A 20,079-nucleotide genomic window follows, 5' to 3' on the forward strand; every position below is an offset into this window, starting at 1 on the left:
AAAAGGATTGTCCTGCAATTTGTAAAATAGACAATTCAACACCTTAATTATTATCGTACGAATGTTTGTAAGGTTTCCCAGAAACAATCTTTAAAATATCTTTTTCTAAAGATTCTCTTGCATATTCTACATAGCGCCCAATTTCTTTTCCTTTCTTATAGAAAATAAAAGTAGGAACTTTAAAGACATTCAGGCCTTCTTGTAAGTTATCGGGAGTTTTTTTAGCTCGATTTACGGTAACCAATTCGAAATTTTTCATGTCAAAATCCACCAATTCTAAAACTTTAAATAATTGAGGAGTTTCACGTTTGCTATCCCCGCACCAAGTTCCCATAAAGCCTTTAATGCGAACACTTTTTAAGGACTTCTTTAAGGATTTGATAGTCGCTGAATCTGGATCATAGGTTTCGAAATTATAATCAAACCAATCTTTATAAGGGATTTGATTAAATGATTCTTTGTTGGCAAAACCGACTAAATCTCCTGATTGATTTTTTATTGCAGTTCCTTTTTGTTGTGCATTACAGGACAGTAAAATTCCGATAAATGCAATTACAATGATTTTTCGCATACCTGTTTTTTGAAAATTATAAAAGTGATTTTTGTGTCATTTCTGCAGGTTGGGGAACTCCAATTAATTCTAAAATAGTTGGAGCAATATCGCCTAATACCCCATCTTTTATGGTTTTTAACTCTTGATCAATAAGGATAAAAGGTACTGGGTTTGTGGTATGTGCGGTGTGTGGACTTCCATCGGGATTCATCATGGTTTCACAGTTTCCGTGGTCTGCAATCAAAAGGGTTGTATATCCATTTTTCAATCCAGTTTCAATCACTTCCTTTGCACAGACATCAACTGTTTCACATGCCTTAATGGCAGCTTCCATTATTCCAGTATGTCCTACCATATCGCCATTTGCAAAATTTAAACAAACAAAATCAGCCTCTCCTTTTTCCAAATCGCTACACAAGGCTTCTGTCAATTCATAGGCACTCATTTCGGGTTTTAAATCGTAAGTAGCAACTTTTGGGGAGTCTCTTAAAATACGAGATTCTCCTTCAAAAGGACTTTCTTGTCCGCCAGAAAAGAAGAACGTAACGTGAGGATACTTCTCTGTTTCTGCAATCCTAATTTGCTTTTTCCCTGCCTTGGATAAAACTTCTCCCAAGGTGTTTTTTAAATTATCACTTTCATAAATGACATTAATGTTTTCAAAACTTTCGTCATACAAAGTGATGGTGGTAAAGTGTAGGTTTAGTTTTTTCATTCCAAACTCTGGGAAATCTTTTTGTGATAAGACATTTGTCAATTCTCTACCTCGATCGGTTCTATAGTTAAAGAAGAGTACTGCATCGCCTTCTTTAATTTGCCCTTTCGGTTGATCATTTTCGTCATTGAGCAATATGGGTTTGTGAAATTCATCGGTCAACCCTGCAGTATAATTTTCTTGAATGGATTCAATGACATCGTTGGTTTTTGTTCCCACTCCGTTCACCAAACCATCGTAAGCAATTTTGATGCGTTCCCATCGATTGTCTCTGTCCATCGCATAATAACGTCCTGTTACAGAAGCCAACTCTCCAGTGGTTTCTTTCATGTATTCTTGAATGTCTTGAATGAAATCTGCCCCAGATTTTGGATCACAATCACGCCCATCTGAAAAAGCATGTAAAAACACATTGTCTACTGCATTTTCTTTGGCAACATCCAATATTCCTTTCAAATGATTTATGTGTGAATGAATTCCACCATCAGAAACCAGTCCTAATAAATGTACGCTTTTATTGTTTTCTTTTGCGTAGTTAAAAGCATTCAATAAGGCTTTTTCAGTCCCTAAGGTCTTTTCTCTTACAGCTTTGTTGATTCGTGCTAAGTTTTGATATACAATTCTTCCAGCCCCAAGATTCATGTGTCCCACTTCAGAATTTCCCATCTGACCCTCAGGAAGCCCAACATGCTCTCCATCCGTTCTTAGCGAAGCATGAGCGTACTTGGTATATAGGGAGTTGATATATGGTGTTTTTGCCTTGTATATTGCAGATACTTTTGGGTCTTGGGTGATGCCCCAACCGTCCAAGATCATTAAGATTACTTTTTTGTTCATTTTGATATTTTAAAAGGTAAAAATAAGAAAGATTTTGTATTGATTTGTCATATTTCTACGAAACCGATAGCGTAAGTATAAAGAGTAATTAGAACTTTCAAAAGGATTTCGATACAACAAACTAAATATTGGGTTTTGCTAAAAAGGTGGAATCATTTTCAGCAATTTTCGTTTTTAGATTTCGCGTATCGCTTTGTTGAGTGATCTAAGGCCAAGGACTATTTTTTACGAAGGATTTGAAGCCTTTAAAAACTGTTAAATTCAGAAATTGTATCTTAAAAAAGATGTAAATTTACATAGCTAAATTGAAGAATATGAAACCTCATTTTGAGCTCAATAAGGTTACGAGCAAATTGCCAAAACACCTGCACAAGTTTATTGTGAATCAGCCCTACAACGAATATACTCCTCAAAATCATTCGGTGTGGCGATATGTAATGCGAATGAATGTTGATTATTTAACAAAAGTGGCACACAAGTCTTATATAAAAGGACTTGCACTTACGGGGATTTCTACAGAAGAAATTCCGAGAATGGATGGCATGAATCGGATTCTGAAAGAAATTGGATGGGCTGCTGTTTCTGTAGATGGTTTTATTCCTCCAAACGCTTTTATGGAGTTTCAGGCCTACAATGTTTTGGTCATTGCCTCCGACATGAGAACCCTTAATCATATTGAATACACCCCTGCACCCGATATTATTCATGAAGCTGCAGGACATGCGCCAATTATTGCAAATCCAGAATATGCTGAATATTTAAGACGTTTTGGAGAAATTGGGAGCAAAGCAATTTCTTCAGCCAAAGATTTTGAAATCTATGAAGCCATTCGGATGTTGTCTATTTTAAAAGAGCATCCAAATTCCTCGGAAAAAGAGATTGAGCACGCTCAGAAAACAGTGGAATATTTGCAAGAGAATATGGGCGAATTGTCTGAGATGGCTCAGATTCGAAACCTTCATTGGTGGACCGTTGAATACGGATTGATTGGGACTGTCGAAAATCCAAAAATATATGGTGCAGGCTTACTTTCTTCTATTGGTGAGAGTGAGTGGTGCATGCAAGACAAGGTGACTAAACTTCCTTATTCTATTGCCGCTGCCAATTTGAATTTTGACATTACCCAACCCCAACCCCAGTTGTTTGTGACTCCAGATTTTGCTTATTTAAGTCTGGTCTTAGAAGAGTTTGCAAATACCATGGCTATTAGAACTGGAGGTTTAAAAGGAGTCCATAAAATCATAGATTCCAAAAATTTAGGAACGATTGAACTGAGTACTGGAATTCAAATTTCAGGAATTTTCACCAATGTTATTCAGTATAAAAACAACAAAGTCGCTTATTTTCAAACAACAGGGCCTACTGCACTTTCTTCGAGAAACAAAGAGTTAATTGGTCATGGTATAGCACAGCATCCAACAGGTTTTGGAAGCCCTATTGGAAAGTTAAAAGGGATCAATCTGCATATTGAAGATATGAGTCCTAGAGACTTAAAAGCCTATGGAATATACGAAGGCGAGTTTATCGATTTAGAGTTTGAAAGTGGCGTTAAAGTTCAAGGGAAAGCCATCACAGGAACACGGGACTTAAAAGGGAAAATTTTATTAATTTCGCTGACAGATTGTACGGTTAGGTATCAAGACCAAATTTTGTTTCAACCCTCATGGGGTATTTATGACATGGCAATTGGGAAAGAAGTGGTTTCTGCCTATGCAGGTTCGGCAGACAATAGTTCTTTTGAAGATGTATCTAGAGTTTCTGAAGTAAAAACTCAAAAAATAAAATACACCGCAAAGGAAGAAGAATTGTATGAGATGTATGCAAAAGTTCGCGAAATGAGAACTTCTGGTGCCATCGACCCTAATAAGTTGAAAATTATTTTTGAGTTTTTGAAGAAAGAACACCCTTTAGACTGGTTATTACCTCTGGAAATCTATGAAATAGCTATAGTGCAGGGAGGTGACTTTTCAGATGAAGTCTATCACTATTTAAGAAAATTACAAGAGCAATCCTCTTTTCAAAAATTAATTGAAAACGGATTGCAATTAATAAAAGTTAAAAATTAGGAAATATAAGGTATGGGAATATTTGGAATGTTTAGTCAGAAAAAAGAAACAATGGAAGTACAAGAATACTTAAAAAAGGGAGCGGTTATCCTCGATGTCAGAACCAAAGAAGAATGGGATGAAGCCCACGGTAAAAACGCAACACATATTGTATTAACAACAGTGCCTTTACAGTTAGAAGAAATAAGAGCTTGGGGCAAACCAATTATTGCAGTGTGTAGAAGTGGAGCAAGAAGCTCTCAAGCCACACAGTTTTTAAAAAACAACGGACTGGACGCGATTAATGGTGGTCCTTGGCAGAATGTAGATCAATTTGTTGATTAATCGATCGGAGCTTTGCGTTCGAATTTCATGAATGAAAATTCACTTGTTACTTGTGTAATTTTTTCAGATAAATTTTGCAGGAATTTTTGATGTTGTTCTGCGTCCGCATGAAAAGGTCTGTGAGATAATCCTTTTTGGATTTGATCCACTTTTTGCATGGTTGCGGTGGTGTTTTTTTCAATCCATGTTGCAGAAAAACGTTCCCATATATACTGAATTGCCGTTGCATTGGGATGGATCATGTCTGCTTCATAAAAACGATAATCCCGTAATTCATCCATCATAATTTCATAGCTTGGAAAATAGTCAATCCCCCCTTTGGTATTGGGTTTTGGTGTAAGAGTTTCCTCCTCAAGAAGCTTGTGAATTGCAGCGATTAAATGAGATTTACTTCGAGTATTTTCAACAAAACCGTCTTTTAAATGCCGAACAGGAGAGACTGTAAAAAGGATTTGTATGCCGGAATTTACCTTCCGTATTTCGGTGATTATTTTTCTTAAACTTTTGGTGATTTCAGCAACAGAAAGGAGTGTTTTAGTGAATTTTTTTTGTGGAATTTTATGGCAATTGGCAACGATGGTATTGGTTTCTGCATAGCGATATACCCAAGCCGTTCCGAGGGTAATGATTAGGTGGTTGGCTTCTTTTAAAGCGGTATCTGTTGTTTTAATTGCAGTGTTTATCTGTTTCACAACTTCTTGCTGATCCACAGAACTTAATGAAGAATGTGCATCCAAACAATGCCAACGTTCATTTTGAAAAACCAACTCTTCTTCGGTATAGACTTTTTGTTGTGTTGCATTGACGATACAGTTCTCAATTGCTTTGGGATGAAATACAATTCCAAACGGATTTTGAACCGTTTGAAATTGATAGTAGTCCAATTTCTTTCCAATATTTTCTGAAAAGCAAGAACCTAAAAGCAGTATTTTAGAAGAGTACGAAATTGGGTTTCGAACCTCTTTTTGCAATACTATTTTTGTTTGTAGGTGCATGCGTTTCTATACGAGATATTCTGTTGCTTTTGATAATGCTTCTGGGATTCCAGCAGGATTTTTCCCTCCAGCAGTTGCGTAAAAGTTTTGTCCACCACCACCACCTTGAATGTATTTACCCAATTCACGCACTACTTTACCCGCATCATAGTTTCGTGTCGCTACCAATTCTTTAGAGATATAGCATGTCAACATCGCTTTGTTTTTCGCAGGAGCGCTACCAAAAACTAAAAATAAATTTTTGTGAGCATTTCCTAAGTCAAACGCAAGGGTTTTAATTCCGTTGGCATCCAAGTTTACTTCAATGGCTAAAAACAAAACACCATTGATTTCTTGTAATTGATTTTGAATTTCACCCGATACATTTTGCGCTTTTTCCTTCAGTAATTGTGCAAGTTGCTTTTGGAGAGTGCTATTCTCTTCTTGTATTTTTTGAACTGCTTTTACAGGTTCTTTGGTGTTGTTTAAAAGTTCTTTAATTTCGATCAATTCTCTGCTATTTTCATCGAATACTTTTTTTACTGCCTGATTTGTAATCGCTTCAATTCGTCTAATTCCAGCAGCAACAGCACCTTCTGATTTAATTTTAAAGTGCCACAAATCGCCAGTATTGTGCACATGGGTTCCACCACACAATTCAATCGCAGCTCCAAACTTGATTGCGCGAACCGTATCTCCATATTTTTCACCGAACAAGGCCATAGCACCATCGGCAATCGCTTTTTCCATGGAAATGGTTCTTTGTTCTTCCAAAGGAAGTTTTTCAGAGATTCGTGCATTCACAAAATCTTCTACTTCTTGTAATTCCTCTGGAGTGACTTTTGAAAAATGTGAAAAGTCAAAGCGCAAATAATTTGCATTTACAGCAGATCCTTTTTGTGTTACATGTGTTCCCAAAATTGTTCTCAATGCTTGATGTAAGAGGTGGGTTGCAGTATGATTGCAATTGGTTAAACTTCGTTTTTTTGCATCAACAACCGCAGTAAAATGATCAGAAAGATTGCTTGGAAGTTTTTTAGTAAAATGAATAATGAGATTATTCTCTTTTTTAGTATCTGCAATAGAAACCGTATTTCCGTGGGTGTCTTTTAGAAAGCCTTTGTCACCAATTTGGCCACCACCTTCTGGATAAAAAGGGGTTGTATTGAAAACCAGTTGATACATTTCGCCCTCTTTTTTAGAAACTACTTTTCGGTATCGAGTGATTTTAACCTTCGCCTCTAGCGAGTCATAACCAATAAATGCTTCCTCAGCATCTTCTATCAAAATAGTCCAATCATCAGTAGACATTTCGCTTGCAGCTCTCGATCTGTTTTTTTGTTTTTGTAATTCTTCGTTAAATCCTTTTTCGTCTAAAGTGTACCCTTTTTCAGAAAGAATTAAAGCCGTTAAATCAACAGGAAATCCAAAAGTATCATACAATTCAAAAACTTTGTCCCCAGGGATTTCTTTAGTTTTCGAAGTTTCAATGATTCTATCCAATAAAACCAATCCCTGGTCTAAGGCTCTTAAAAAAGAGTTTTCTTCCTCTTTGATGACGTTTTCAATAAATACTTGTTGCGCCTTTAATTCTGGAAAGGAGTCTCCCATGTTTTTAGAGAGTACCGCAACTAATTGATAAATAAAAGGTTCTTTTTTGTCTAAAAAAGTAAAGCCATACCGAACAGCTCTTCTAAGAATTCTTCGAATGACATACCCAGCACCTGTATTGCTTGGCAATTGTCCATCGGCAATTGAAAAAGCGACAGCTCTTAAATGATCAGAAATGACTCGGGTTGCAATATCTTGCTGCTCGTTGTTACCATAGCTTGTATTGGTAATGGTTCCAATCTCCTGAATGATGGGCATAAACACATCGGTATCATAATTTGATTTTACTCCTTGCAAAACCATGCACAGACGTTCAAAGCCCATCCCGGTATCGATGTGTTTGTTGGGTAAGTTTTCTAAAGAACCATTTGCTTTTCTGTTGTATTGCATAAAAACAAGGTTCCATATTTCAACCACATGAGGGTGATCCATATTGACAAGATCTATTCCAGGAGTTGTTGCTTTTTCCTCTTCAGATCGAAGATCTACGTGAATTTCAGAACAGGGTCCACAAGGTCCTTGTTCTCCCATTTCCCAGAAATTATCCTTTTTACTTCCCATTAAAATTTGATTTTCCGGAATCAATTCTTTCCATAAATCATAGGCTTCTTGATCCATTTTTAAGGCATCAGCGTCTTTACTACCCTCAAAAACACTCACATATAGAATGTTTGGATCTATTTTATACACTTTGGTCAGCAGTTCCCATGCCCATGAAATTGCTTCTTTTTTGAAGTAATCGCCAAAAGACCAGTTTCCCAGCATCTCAAATAAAGTGTGGTGATAGGTGTCGTATCCTACCTCTTCTAAATCGTTGTGCTTACCAGAAACACGCAAACATTTTTGAGAATCTGCCAAACGATTGCTTTTAGGTTGACCGTTACCTAAGAAAAATTCTTTAAAAGGAGCCATCCCCGAATTGACAAATAGCAATGTAGGATCGTCTTTTGTAACCATCGGAGCCGAAGGCACAATGGTGTGTGATTTCTCTTTAAAAAAATCTAAAAACTGAGCGCGAATATCTTGAGATTTCATAAAAAATGAAGGTTTCTATTTGGGAGAATTATGTTAATTTATTTTTAAATATAGCAACTAAAAAATGAAGTTGTAAAACATTTCGTAAATTTGAGGAGTTTTCTATTAGAAAATCTCTTGAAAAGCACAAAAATAGGATATTTAAGATTATGGCAAAAGTAAAATATTTTTATGATGCAGACACGCTGTCTTACAGAAAAATAGAGAAGAAAAAAAGCGATTATTTGATGCGATCTTTTTTTTTAATCTTCGGAGTACTCCTTATCATGTTTATCGGTTTTATTGGGTTGAGTCAGGTTTTAATTACTCCTGCACATCGAGCAGATAGAATGGAGTTAGAAAATTTAAAGCTTCATTACAAACTCATCAACAGGCGGTTGGATGAAAGTTCTACAATTTTAGCACAATTACAAGAACGAGACAATACAATCTATCGAACATATTTTGAAGCAAATCCAATTTCTGATGATGTTCGGAAAGCAGGTTTTGGAGGTGTCAATCGATACAAAGCATTGGATGGGTTTGACAATTCAGAAATGATCAAAGAGCTGACCAAAAATGTAGATGTTCTTACCAAACAGATCGCTGTTCAGTCAAAGTCTTTGGACGAGATTGTTGCATTGGCCAAAGAAAAAGAAAAAATGTTGGCTGCAATTCCTGCCATTTTACCCGTTAAAATTCAAGATTTAACACGAATGGCCTCAGGGTATAAATGGAGAATGCATCCTATTTTAAAGATTCGAAAGTTTCATAAGGGAATGGATTTTACAGCTCCAGTAGGAACCCCCATTTACGCTTCTGGAAGTGGTAAAGTAATAAGAGCTTCAAGGAGTTCCACTTTTGGAAAAGTAGTTTATATTGATCATGGATATGGATATCAAACGATATACGCACACATGAGTAAAATAAAAGCGAGAAGAAATCAAAAAGTGAATCGAGGTGATTTGATCGGTTATGTTGGGAACACTGGAAGATCCGTTTCTGCTCATTTGCACTATGAAGTGCACAAAAATGGAAGAGCCCTTAATCCGATCAGTTTTTATTATGGAGATTTATCTCCAGAAGAATTCTTAGCAATGCAAAAAGCATCAGAAGAAGAAGGTCAATCCTACGATTAAAACGCTCGTATGCATATAGAACTCCCTGAAAAAAGATATTATAAAATTGGCGAAGTTGCCACCGCTTTCAATGTAAATACTTCATTGATCCGTTTTTGGGAAAAAGAATTCTCTATCATTAAGCCCAAAAAAAATGCAAAAGGAAATCGTCTTTTTACACAAGAAGACATTCAAAACTTCCAATTAATTTTCAATCTTGTAAAGGAAAGAGGCTTTACCCTAGAAGGCGCCAAGCAAAAGTTGAAGAAAAATCCTGAAGGAATCATCAAAAATCATGAAATTATTAGTAGATTAGAAGCAGTGAAAGCAGCACTGAATAAAATAAAAAATCAACTATAAATTTCAAGAAAATGCCAAAAAAGTATATTGACTTAGACACTTTAAAATATATACTTTATGATGTTCAGAAATTAGAAAATCTATTGGTAAGAGAACGATTCCAAGACCATGATATGGAGTCTTTGGATTTATTTATAGAATCGGTAAAAGAATTTTCTGATAGAGAGTTGTATCCCTATCTTCAAGAAATGGATGAGACTCCAGCACATTATAAGGATGGAACAGTAATGGTGCATCAGCAAGTTCCAGTGATGATGAAAAAAGGAGGGGAGCTGGGAATTATTTCTGCTTCTTTCAATTATGAAGATGGAGGCTTACAAATTCCTTTTATGGCACATCAAGCTGCCGCTTACATCATGGATGCTGCCAACAATCATTTGCCAGGTTATGCGGGACTGACCCAGGGTGCTGCAGAATTAATCATCGAATTTGGAAGTGAAATTTTAAAGGAAACCTATGTTCCAAAAATGAATAGCGGAACTTGGGGCGGGACCATGTGTCTTACAGAGCCACAAGCGGGGAGTTCTTTGTCGGATATCGTCACCAAAGCAACACCAACCGATAATGGTTTTTATAAAATAGCAGGACAGAAAATATTTATTTCTGGAGGAGATCACCAATATGCAGAAAATATTGTCCATTTGGTATTGGCAAGAATTGAAGGGGCACCAAAAGGGACCAAAGGAATTTCATTATTTGTAGTTCCAAAACATAGACCTACTTCAGACGGATCTTTAGAATATAATGATGTAATGACAGTTGCCGATTTTCAAAAAATGGGGCAACGAGGATATTGTACTACTCACTTGGGCTTTGGAGATGCCGACGATTGTAGAGGTTGGCTGGTTGGTGAAGAAAACAAAGGTTTGGCGCAGATGTTTTTAATGATGAACAGTGCAAGAATTGCTGTAGGAAGAGGTGCGGCTGCTATTGCAATGGCGGCCTACCGAACTTCATTGCAATATGCAAATGAAAGACCTCAAGGAAGAAAACTAACCAGTACAGGAAAGAAAAATCCTTCCGAAAAACAGAGTTTGATTATCGAGCATCCTGATGTGAGAAGAATGCTCCTATTGCAGAAATCCATTGTAGAAGGTTCTTTAAGTTTGGTTTTATTAGCCGCAAAATACTATGATTTGGTTCATTCTTCAGTAGATTTAGCAGAGAAAGAAAAGTATCATCTGTTGTTAGAAATGATCATTCCTATTGTAAAAACATTCCCATCAGAAGCCGGAGCCATGTCCGTTAACAATGGATTACAAGTGCTCGGAGGCTACGGTTTTTGTACAGATTTTACTTTACAACAATATTACAGAGACATTCGAATTTCTGCTTTATATGAAGGGACAACCGGAATTCAATCACAAGATTTACTGGGAAGAAAAGTACCAATGCAAAATGGAAAAGCATTGGAATTGTTAGCTGCAGAAGTGATGCAAACAATTGCGCAGGCATCTGAACATCCCGATTTAGTACCTTATGCAAAACAATTGACCACAGCTGTTCAATTGTCTCAACAAATACTTCAAAAATTAATGCCGTTTGCGCTGAAGGGCAATTATGAACGATATTTATCAGATGCCAATCTGTTTATGGAATACATGAGTCACCTTAGCATCAGTTGGCTATGGCTAGAAATGGCTGTTCATTCAAAGGAAACTTTGATTGCTGAAAAACTTATCTATGATACAGATTTCTATGAAAGTAAAATTCATACTATGAAATTTTATTTTACATATGAACTTCCAAAAACAACTTCATTAGCAGCTTCTTTGATGAGTGATGAGGTACTAACCATAAAGCAAGACAAAGAATACATTCTCTAATGACACAGATTTCAAAACAATTTAATTTAGAAGGTAAAGTAGCTATTGTAACGGGTTCAAGTAAAGGAATTGGAAAGGCAATTGCGAAAGGTTTGGCGGAAAACGGTGCGCAAGTTGTAATTTCGAGCAGAGACCAAATAGCCTGTGATGAGGTAGTGCTTGAATTTGAAAATGAAGGGCTGAAGGCGATCAGTATTGCGTGCCATATTGGAAAAGAAGCACAACGAAAACACCTTGTCGAAGCAACCATTGCTGCCTTTGGGCGTATTGATATTTTAGTCAACAATGCTGCAATCAATCCGGTTTTTGGACCCATAGAAACGGTAGACCCGGTCATTTTTGATAAAATTATGGAGGTAAACGTAAAGGCTCCGTGGAGTTTGTCAAACTTAGTTTTACCGCATCTGCAAGTCAATAAAAAGGGGAGTATTATCAACATTGCCTCTGTTGAGGCATTGACTCCTGGTTTCGGTTTGGGCATCTACAGTACTAGCAAAGCGGCCATCGTAATGCTGTCTAAAAATCAGGCAAAAGAATGGGGAACCCATGGAATACGTGTCAATTCGATTTGTCCTGGTTTGATCAAAACAAAATTTAGTGCAGCACTTTGGCAGAATGAACAAATTATGAGTAAAATTGAAAAAACACTTCCAAGTGGTAGAATGGGACAACCAGAAGAAATGGTTGGATTGGCGTGTTTGTTAGCATCCGATGCGGGTGCATATATGACAGGAGGCGTCTATACTGCAGATGGAGGCTATCTCATTGCTGGATGATTTCGAAGTCCATCGAATCCTTTATAACGAATGTAACATCACAAAATCACATCTATGAATTTTGAATATTCAACGACCTCCATCACACTTCAACAAAAATTGGCAGCATTTATTGAGGAGCACATTGTTCCGATAGAAGCTGAATACATTGCCTTTCAGTCAGATACAACAAAGATGTGGCAACGTTTTCCAAAGATTGAACTCTTGAAACAAAAAGCAAAAGAGGTAGGTCTTTGGAACTTGTTCTTGCCTAAAGACTACGGAGCGTTGAGTCCTGGGCTTTCCAATTTAGAATATGCACCTTTGGCAGAAATCATGGGAAAAAAAATTTGGATTTCAGAGATTTTTAACTGTTCTGCTCCAGATACTGGAAACATGGAGGTACTCGCAAAATATGGCAACACAGCTCAACAAAAAAAATGGCTACAACCGCTGTTAAAGGGTGAAATTCGTTCTGCTTTTTTAATGACAGAGCCCGATGTTGCTTCTTCTGATGCAACCAATATTCAAACGTCTATTGTTTTAGAAGGAGATGAATACGTGATCAACGGAAGAAAATGGTGGTCTTCAGGAGCTATGGACCCTCATTGTAAAGTCGCTATTGTGATGGGAAAAACAGACCCAAACAAACCGAGACATGAACAACAAAGTATGATATTGGTTCCGATGGATACTCCTGGAGTAGAAATTGTAAGACCCCTATCTGTTTTTGGCTATTTTGATTCTCCAGAAGGGCATGCTGAAATTCAGTTGACCAATGTTCGTGTCCCTAAAGAAAATTTAATTTTAGGACAAGGCAGGGGATTCGAAATTGCACAAGGACGTCTGGGGCCTGGACGCATTCATCATTGTATGCGTTTGGTGGGTATGGCGCAATATGCAGTTGAATTGATGTCGCAAAGAACCTTAGAAAGAGAAGCTTTTGGAAAAAAGTTTTATGATTATAGTAGCATTCGACAAGAAATTGCCACTTCACAATGCGAAATTGAGCAGGCACGATTGTTAACCCTTTCTGCTGCTGATAAAATGGATAAATTGGGAAATAAAGCGGCCAAAGATATCATTGCAATGATCAAAATTGTAGCTCCTACTATGGCCCTAAAAGTCATCGATCGTGCGATGCAAATTCTTGGTGGAAAAGGGGTTGGCCCAGACACTTATTTGGCACATTATTTTGCGATTTCAAGAATGCTGCGTTTGGCAGATGGTCCCGATGAGGTTCATCAATATCAATTGGGGAAAAGCTGTATCAAAAAATACGGAAAACGTTAAACCATGGAAGCACAAAAAGTTAGAAAAGGGGAAGACTTGAACACTGTCTTGTTGAAAAAATACTTACGAGAAAATTCGTTGATCGATTCTCTTGAAAGTGATTTGCTTGTTCAGCAATTTACCCATGGTTTTTCTAATTTAACCTACCTATTGCAGATCGAAGATAAAGAATATGTTCTCCGAAAACCTCCCATAGGAGCCATCAAAAGAGGACATGATATGGGTCGTGAATTTAAAGTGCAAAGTGCTTTGCCAACTGCTTTTTTGAAAGTGCCCAAAATGTTGGCAATGTGCAAAGACGAAACTATTTTGGGAAGTCAGTTCTATTTAATGCAAAAAGTAGCGGGGATCATCTTAAACTATACAGAAGCCTCTCAAAGAAATATTTCTGCTTTAGATTATAACACCATTGCACATTCGTGGTTAGATACTTTGGTTGAATTGCATGAAGTTCCCTATAAAGAAATCGGTTTGTCCGATTTAGGAAAGCCAGAAGGTTATGTACAACGGCAAGTAATGAATTGGGGAAAACAGTATGTAAAAGCCAAAACTGACGAATATCCAGAAGCAGAATTTGTGATGCAATGGATGGAAGAGAATCAACCAAAGACCTACGAACATTGTTTGATTCACAATGATTATAAGTACGACAATATTGTTTTTAAAGACGATTCATGGCAAGAGGTGACAGCCGTTTTAGACTGGGAAATGGCAACTTTAGGTGATCCGTTGATGGATTTAGGAACTTCTCTTGGTTATTGGACCATTGCGTCCGATCACGATTTTGTAAAGCAAGGAATTCCCTCACCAACCATTTTTGAAGGAAATCCAAAGCGAAGTGAAATTGCTAATAGCTATGCAGAAAAGTCGGGAAGATCTCTAGATCATTTGGTATTTTATTATGTTTTTGGACTGTTTAAAATAGCAGTCATAGCTCAGCAAATTTATTATCGATATCAACAAGGATGGACTACAGACCCACGTTTTGCACATTTGAACAAAGCAGCCGAATTGTGTTGTAAATTGGCATTCAAGGCCATAAAAACAAAGAAAATTGATTGAAATTCGTTAATGGAACAAGTGTCATTTGGCGTTTTTAGCGCAGTTACTTTATTAAACTTTAAACGAATATTTGTAAATAACTATGGAAGTAAAAAATAAAATTGTCATTGTTACTGGGGCAGGGTCAGGCATTGGGAAAGCAACAGCAATTCACTTTGCAAAACATGGAGCGACTGTGGTGGTTTCCGATCGAGAAATGGCTACTGCAACAGAAGTTATGACTCATATTTTGACAAGTGGGGGGAAGGCCCTTGCTATTGCTGCGGATGTCTCTAATTTTGAAGCGGTAGAAAATTTGGTGGCTCAAACGGTAAAAGAATATGGGCGGTTGGATGTGATCGTTAACAATGCAGGAATTGGACCGAATTTATTAAGAACCCATGAATCTTCTTTACATGATTGGGACAAGGTCATTGCTGTTAATCAAACAGGTGTTTTTTATTGTATGAAGGTTGCCTTGGTGCAATTTCTAAAACAAGGAGGCGGAAATATTGTCAATATTGCTTCGTTGGCAGGATTGAAAGCCTCGCCAAATAACATCAGTTATAGTGCAAGTAAATTTGCGGTAGTGGGAATGACAAAATCGGCAGCAATGGAGTATGCGACCAAAAATATTCGAGTTAATGCAGTATGTCCAGGATATACCCAGTCGGCGCTATTGGATCAACTCATCGCGGCAAAACCAGAAATGGATGCAATATTAAAAAGTGTAATTCCTATGAAACGGTATGGTAAAGCTGCTGAAATTGCAGAAGCTGTGGTTTGGTTGGCCTCTGACAATACCCAATTCATCACGGGTCAAACCATTACCTTAGACGGAGGGACTTCTCTTTAGGCAAGAGTGCTGATAAATTCATAGAGTAATAAACTCCAGTCCATCACTAAAAACAACCCACCCAAGGGTGTTACGGGACCTAAAAACCGAAGTTTTTTATTTTTGGCATCCGAAAGAACCAAGCCATAAATTGAGAAAGAAAATAAGAGAGTACCTATGATGAAGGCAAGAAAGATAGACGTATTCAATGGACTTTCTAGATGTAATTGAAAGCCTAAAATCAAGAGGACAAGGGCATGATACATTTGGTATTTGACTCCTGTTTCGAAACTATACAGTTGATCTGTAGTCAATTTTTTCTTTAATAGATGCGCTCCAAAAGCACCGAAAATAACAGCAGTTGCGCCCAAAAAAGCAGCAACGACCAATGCAATTTCATTCATAATTTTACTATTTATTTTGAATTAGAGTATAAAATTAAACTTTATTTTGTTCCATAAAAACATTCTTATTTGCGAGTCTTTAGGTACGAATCGTAGTCTTCAGGGGTGTCAAGATCGAATAAATTGACGGATATTTCTGGGGTTACAATTTTTTGTTTGTTTTGTTGAAGAAAACCTTGCGCTCCTTTATCGCCCTGTATTAGCATGATTTCGTTAAGAACTTCTTTAGGGAAAATGGCAGGAACTCCCATTTTAGTCCCATAGGAAGACGCGACGATCTGCTCAGGGTTTTCAGAAAAAAGCCTTGCCATATCCTGATAATACTGCATTTCAATAGCGGGTTGATCTGCTAAGAGAATTAAAACTCCTTCAAAAGGGTGGTTATGTGTTTGTAAATATGTTATTCCGGATTGAATACTCGTACTCAATCCTAAGGCATATTCGTTGTTGATGACAAAGTCAACACCCTCAAAGTTGATTTGTTTTTTGATTACTTCAGCATGTGCTCCTAAAACACACACAATTCGGGTATTTCTTATCTTTTTTGAAGTTTCTATCGCCTTTTCTAAAAGGGTTTTTCCATCAATTTTTAGCAATTGTTTGATACTTCCCATTCGAGAAGAACTTCCTGCAGCCATGATAAGGATTGCCAATTTCATTGGTTATTAGTGATGGATTTTTCCAGTTGTATGCTTTAGTGAATTCGGTTTTTTATTGTGTACTGTCGCCATAATCTCTGCCAAAATAGAGAGGGCAATTTCCTCGGGAGTTTGTGCGCCTATGTCCAATCCAGCAGGAGTACAAATTCCTTCTAAAAAGGCTTCTGAGATTTCGGGATTGTATTCAAAAAGCGCTGAAAATAAGGTATCACGTCTTTTTGCTGCTCCTAAAATACCTAGGTACGCTGGTGAGTGATCTGCCAGTTTTAAAAGGTATTTTAAATCTTGAACATAGCTGTGATTCATCAGAACGATTCCCGTATTGGTATTAACAGAAGAGAAATCAATGCTTTCGGGATCACTTCCAATGACTGTATTTGCGCCTGGAAAATCTGCCTTAGTTTTAGGATCTTTGATGGAGGTGGTCACATCTACTTGCCAGCCGAGTAAAGAGGCCATTTGGCACAATTTTACAGCATCGTGTTCTGCGCCAATAATTTGCAATTGAAAGGCAGGTTTTAAGCGTTGTTGAAATGAGTGAGAAAGGTTGGGGTCCTTAGGATTAAAGTGTTTGGAAAAACAATAGGATTGCGAATTGTGAAAGTGAATGCAGGTTCCAAAATTTCCTCTTGCATCGTCTTCTTTTGTAAAAAAACTCTCTGTTTTTATTATTGTTCTCTCTAAAATGGCCTTGGAAAAACAGGTGTACAATTCGTCAGAAATGGTAAAGGGTTCTATCAAAATATATAAAATTCCTTCGCATCCTAAACGATAGCGTCCATCATAGGTCATTATTTTGGCTTCTTTTTTTTGAAAAACAGAAGCACTTCTGTGTACAATTTCTTTTTCTACACAGCCCCCACTAATCGCTCCAGTCATTCGCCCATCTTCAGTAATGAGCATTCGAACTCCAGGTTTCCTGTAGGAAGATCCTTCTAAATCAACTACTGTAACCAAGACGCTTTTTTTCTTTTGTTCTTGATTGATCTTTGCTTGTTCAATGATTTCCTTGAGCTCGTGAATCATAAATGGGATCTTCTATTTTGGTCTAAAATACTACTTTTTTACATATTAAGAGCTGCAAGATAGCATGGAGCAGCCTATTTTTTCATGAGCCCAATCGGGTCTTTTTGCAAACCATTTGTGATTTTTGGGTTGATCAGCATAGGGTTTTTTTAGCAATTCAAATAAATTGTCAATTAGGGCATATTCTCCTTTGTCGGCGTCTTCAATGGCCAGTTGTGCCATGTAATTTCGCAATACATATTTTGGATTTACCCCATCCATTTGTTGTTTTCTCTCGGAGTGAGAACGGGATTCCATTTGCAGTCGTTGTTCGTATTTTTCAAACCAAGTTTGCCAGCGCATCGTTACAGTTTCTGTAAGTTCGTCGATATTGTAAAAGGCACTTTCAAGATTTTTCAATCCCAATGAATGATTTTTAAAATCACTCAACAGCCGAAAGAAAATCGTCATATCAGTTGGGATGAGTTGTAAGTTATCTTCCAATTCTTGCACTAATTTTAAATCATTGGTATCGATGGTAACGAAGCCTAATTTGGATCGCATCATTTGGAGCGATTTGTGTTCAAAATCAATTGGGTATTGGGTTAAAATTTCCTCAAGGGGTTTCGCATCTTCTATAAGTGGGTACAAGGCATTTGCCAATTGATATAAATTCCACAAGCCCATGTTGGGTTGATTGCCGTAGCGATAGCGTTTGTGTTGACGGTCTGTTGTGTTGGGTGTCCAGCCAAAATCAAAATCTTCCAACCATCCATAAGGACCGTAATCGATGGTCAATCCTAAGATGGACATATTATCGGTGTTCATTACTCCGTGAACAAAGCCTACTCGTTGCCAATGTAAAATCGTGTCTAAGGTACGTGTAGCGACCTCTTTAAAAAATTGAAGATAGCTCTTTTTTGAGGGTCTTCCTAAATGGGGAAAATGGTTTTTTAAGGTATAATCTACAAGGGTTTTTAAATTTTTCACATCATTTCTAGCGGCAAAAATTTCATAATTTCCAAAGCGTAGAAAAGAAGGAGCCGTTCTGCAAACAATTGCCCCTTTTTCATAGGCAGGATTTCCGTCGTACATGACATCTCGGAGCACTTGATCTCCCGACAAACTCAACGAGAGTGCACGTGTAGTTGGAACCCCTAAATGAAACATGGCTTCACTGCATAGGTATTCTCGGATTGACGAGCGTAAAACCGCCAATCCGTCAGCAGTTCTAGAGTAGGGGGTTTCGCCAGCACCTTTCAATTGTACTTTCCAGTTTTTAGAATTTTGCTCAATTTCAAAGATATTGATTGCACGTCCATCGCCTAGTTGTCCTGCCCAATTTCCAAATTGATGGCCTGCATAACACATGGCAAAAGGTTGGGTTTTGGGAAAAATTTCATTTCCAGTAACGATATTTTTGAAGAATTCGCTACGAGTTTCTTCTTCAGAAATTCCTAATTCGAATGCCATCTCTTTCGAAACATGAAGTACTTCTGGGTGGGAAGTTTTCTTTGGGCTTACAAAAGAGTATACTGCATTTTCTACTTGCCTTCGGGTATTTTCTAGGATGGGATCTGCGGGTAATTCGTTGATAAAAGTATTTTTAATTTGCAGTTTCATGCGATTTCCTAGGAATTTAAAAGGTTTTGAGAGCTATAAGAGACGAAGCTAGTGTTTTTTTAATTTGTCAGCGTGTAAACTTCTCAATTTGGATAACTTGGGTTCGATGACAAAAGTACAATATCCTTGCCCACTGTTGTTTTTATAAAAATTTTGATGTTCTAGTTCTGCATCATAAAAAACACTGAGTTCGCTAATTTCCGTTACAATGGGGTCTTCAAAATAGGCCTGCAATTGCTGTAGGACTTTTTGCGCGATTTTTTGTTGAAGCGCATTGTGATAGAAAATCACAGATCGGTATTGGGTGCCTCTATCTGCTCCCTGACGGTTTAAGGTTGTGGGGTCATGTGTAGTCATAAAAATGACCAAAAGATCTTCAAAAGAAATGGTCTGAGCGTCGAAAGTGACCTGAATGACTTCGGCAGCACCGGTTAATCCCGAGCAAATTTCTCGGTAGGTAGGTCTGCCAGGGACATTTCCTCCAGAATAGCCAGAAACTACTTTTTGAACTCCTTTTACTTCTTCAAAAACCGCTTCTGTACACCAAAAGCATCCCCCTCCAAAAGTGGCAGTTTGTATGGAATCGCTCATATTATTCAGGGGTTAAAATCATTGCTTCAGAATTCATACAATAACGCAATCCACTTGGTTTGGGACCGTCTGGAAACACATGGCCTAAGTGAGCGTCACAGGTATTGCAGAGTGCTTCTATTCGAATCATACCAAAAGAAATGTCTTTGTGGTATTTGATTGCATTTTCTGTAATGGGTTGTGTAAAACTCGGCCATCCAGAATTGGAATCGAATTTTATAGTCGCATCAAATAAAGGGGTATTGCAACAAACACAGCTGTACTTTCCTTGATCGAAACTGCTACAAAGCGCTCCAGAATGTGGGCGTTCTGTTCCCTTTTGACGGGTAATTCGATATTGCTCGGGAGTTAAAATTTCTTGCCATTCGGAATCAGATTTTTCGACTCTATGATTGGGTTCTAAATTTCCTTTTGAGGTCAAATGAAGGATGGTTTTCCATTGAATCATGCCGTTCTATTTTCGATTTTTAGTTTT

General features: G+C 37.5%; 19 protein-coding genes. 9 read left to right on the forward strand and 10 right to left on the reverse strand.

Annotation, left to right across the window (positions count from 1 at the left end):
- Nucleotides 1-43 precede the first annotated feature (43 nt).
- Together RRF69_RS06820 and gpmI are read right to left on the reverse strand one after the other, a co-directional pair.
- Entirely contained in the window at nucleotides 44-571 is a 528-nt protein-coding gene (locus RRF69_RS06820; protein WP_316939091.1) for a thioredoxin family protein, read from the reverse strand.
- 16 nt (nucleotides 572-587) lie between these two features.
- Nucleotides 588-2,105: a 2,3-bisphosphoglycerate-independent phosphoglycerate mutase gene (gpmI, locus tag RRF69_RS06825; RefSeq protein WP_316939092.1), complete on the reverse strand. Its 1,518-nt coding sequence runs from the start codon at nucleotides 2,103-2,105 to the stop codon at nucleotides 588-590.
- A gap of 314 nt (nucleotides 2,106-2,419) precedes the next feature.
- On the opposite strand from gpmI, the gene RRF69_RS06830 reads away from it, so the two are divergent.
- Nucleotides 2,420-4,171 (forward strand): aromatic amino acid hydroxylase, encoded by a 1,752-nt coding sequence (locus RRF69_RS06830; protein ID WP_316939093.1) that lies wholly within the window; start codon nucleotides 2,420-2,422, stop codon nucleotides 4,169-4,171.
- A 12-nt stretch (nucleotides 4,172-4,183) separates the two neighbouring features.
- A complete protein-coding gene (locus tag RRF69_RS06835; protein ID WP_316939094.1) occupies nucleotides 4,184-4,495 on the forward strand; it encodes a rhodanese-like domain-containing protein in 312 nt (103 codons plus the stop codon).
- Here RRF69_RS06835 and RRF69_RS06840 read toward each other — a convergent pair.
- Both RRF69_RS06840 and alaS read right to left on the reverse strand, forming a co-directional pair.
- Nucleotides 4,492-5,490, reverse strand: a complete 999-nt coding sequence (locus RRF69_RS06840) for a GSCFA domain-containing protein (protein ID WP_316939095.1) — start codon at nucleotides 5,488-5,490, stop codon at nucleotides 4,492-4,494. The two genes, RRF69_RS06835 and RRF69_RS06840, sit on opposite strands and share 4 nt — an antisense overlap.
- 6 nt (nucleotides 5,491-5,496) lie before the next feature.
- On the reverse strand, nucleotides 5,497-8,115 hold the full coding sequence (gene alaS, locus RRF69_RS06845; protein WP_316939096.1) for an alanine--tRNA ligase: 2,619 nt from the start codon (nucleotides 8,113-8,115) through the stop codon (nucleotides 5,497-5,499).
- 149 nt (nucleotides 8,116-8,264) lie between these two features.
- On the opposite strand from alaS, the gene RRF69_RS06850 reads away from it, so the two are divergent.
- From RRF69_RS06850 to RRF69_RS06880, 7 genes are all read left to right on the forward strand, one after another.
- Nucleotides 8,265-9,233, forward strand: a complete 969-nt coding sequence (locus RRF69_RS06850; RefSeq protein ID WP_316939097.1) for a M23 family metallopeptidase — start codon at nucleotides 8,265-8,267, stop codon at nucleotides 9,231-9,233.
- Nucleotides 9,234-9,242: 9 nt separating this feature from the next.
- Complete coding sequence (locus RRF69_RS06855) at nucleotides 9,243-9,572, forward strand: MerR family transcriptional regulator (RefSeq protein ID WP_316939098.1); 330 nt, start codon at nucleotides 9,243-9,245, stop codon at nucleotides 9,570-9,572.
- 11 nt (nucleotides 9,573-9,583) lie between these two features.
- Nucleotides 9,584-11,398: an acyl-CoA dehydrogenase gene (locus RRF69_RS06860; RefSeq protein ID WP_316939099.1), complete on the forward strand. Its 1,815-nt coding sequence runs from the start codon at nucleotides 9,584-9,586 to the stop codon at nucleotides 11,396-11,398.
- Entirely contained in the window at nucleotides 11,398-12,174 is a 777-nt protein-coding gene (locus tag RRF69_RS06865) for a glucose 1-dehydrogenase (RefSeq protein WP_316939100.1), read from the forward strand. The genes RRF69_RS06860 and RRF69_RS06865 overlap by 1 nt, the downstream gene beginning before the upstream one ends.
- A 54-nt stretch (nucleotides 12,175-12,228) precedes the next feature.
- A complete protein-coding gene (locus RRF69_RS06870; protein WP_316939101.1) occupies nucleotides 12,229-13,446 on the forward strand; it encodes an acyl-CoA dehydrogenase family protein in 1,218 nt (405 codons plus the stop codon).
- A gap of 3 nt (nucleotides 13,447-13,449) precedes the next feature.
- A complete protein-coding gene (locus RRF69_RS06875; RefSeq protein ID WP_316939102.1) occupies nucleotides 13,450-14,508 on the forward strand; it encodes a phosphotransferase family protein in 1,059 nt (352 codons plus the stop codon).
- Nucleotides 14,509-14,590: 82 nt separating this feature from the next.
- Nucleotides 14,591-15,343, forward strand: coding sequence for a glucose 1-dehydrogenase (locus RRF69_RS06880; protein ID WP_316939103.1), 753 nt, complete (start codon nucleotides 14,591-14,593; stop codon nucleotides 15,341-15,343).
- Here the strand turns inward: RRF69_RS06880 and RRF69_RS06885 are convergent.
- The 6 genes from RRF69_RS06885 to msrB all read right to left on the reverse strand — a co-directional run bounded on the left by RRF69_RS06885 (nucleotide 15,340) and on the right by msrB (nucleotide 20,052).
- On the reverse strand, nucleotides 15,340-15,726 hold the full coding sequence (locus RRF69_RS06885; RefSeq protein ID WP_316939104.1) for a DUF423 domain-containing protein: 387 nt from the start codon (nucleotides 15,724-15,726) through the stop codon (nucleotides 15,340-15,342). The genes RRF69_RS06880 and RRF69_RS06885 overlap by 4 nt on opposite strands.
- A 65-nt stretch (nucleotides 15,727-15,791) precedes the next feature.
- Nucleotides 15,792-16,385 (reverse strand): nucleotidyltransferase family protein, encoded by a 594-nt coding sequence (locus tag RRF69_RS06890; protein WP_316939105.1) that lies wholly within the window; start codon nucleotides 16,383-16,385, stop codon nucleotides 15,792-15,794.
- Nucleotides 16,386-16,391: 6 nt separating this feature from the next.
- A complete protein-coding gene (locus tag RRF69_RS06895; RefSeq protein WP_316939106.1) occupies nucleotides 16,392-17,411 on the reverse strand; it encodes an XdhC family protein in 1,020 nt (339 codons plus the stop codon).
- A gap of 45 nt (nucleotides 17,412-17,456) precedes the next feature.
- Nucleotides 17,457-19,013, reverse strand: coding sequence for a protein adenylyltransferase SelO (locus RRF69_RS06900; protein ID WP_316939107.1), 1,557 nt, complete (start codon nucleotides 19,011-19,013; stop codon nucleotides 17,457-17,459).
- A 48-nt stretch (nucleotides 19,014-19,061) separates the two neighbouring features.
- Entirely contained in the window at nucleotides 19,062-19,604 is a 543-nt protein-coding gene (gene msrA / locus RRF69_RS06905) for a peptide-methionine (S)-S-oxide reductase MsrA (protein WP_316939108.1), read from the reverse strand.
- Between the two features lies 1 nt (nucleotide 19,605).
- Nucleotides 19,606-20,052, reverse strand: a complete 447-nt coding sequence (gene msrB / locus RRF69_RS06910) for a peptide-methionine (R)-S-oxide reductase MsrB (protein WP_316939109.1) — start codon at nucleotides 20,050-20,052, stop codon at nucleotides 19,606-19,608.
- Nucleotides 20,053-20,079: the final 27 nt, after the last annotated feature.

Source organism: Polaribacter sp. HL-MS24 (genome assembly GCF_032758595.1).
Lineage (GTDB): Bacteria > Bacteroidota > Bacteroidia > Flavobacteriales > Flavobacteriaceae > Polaribacter.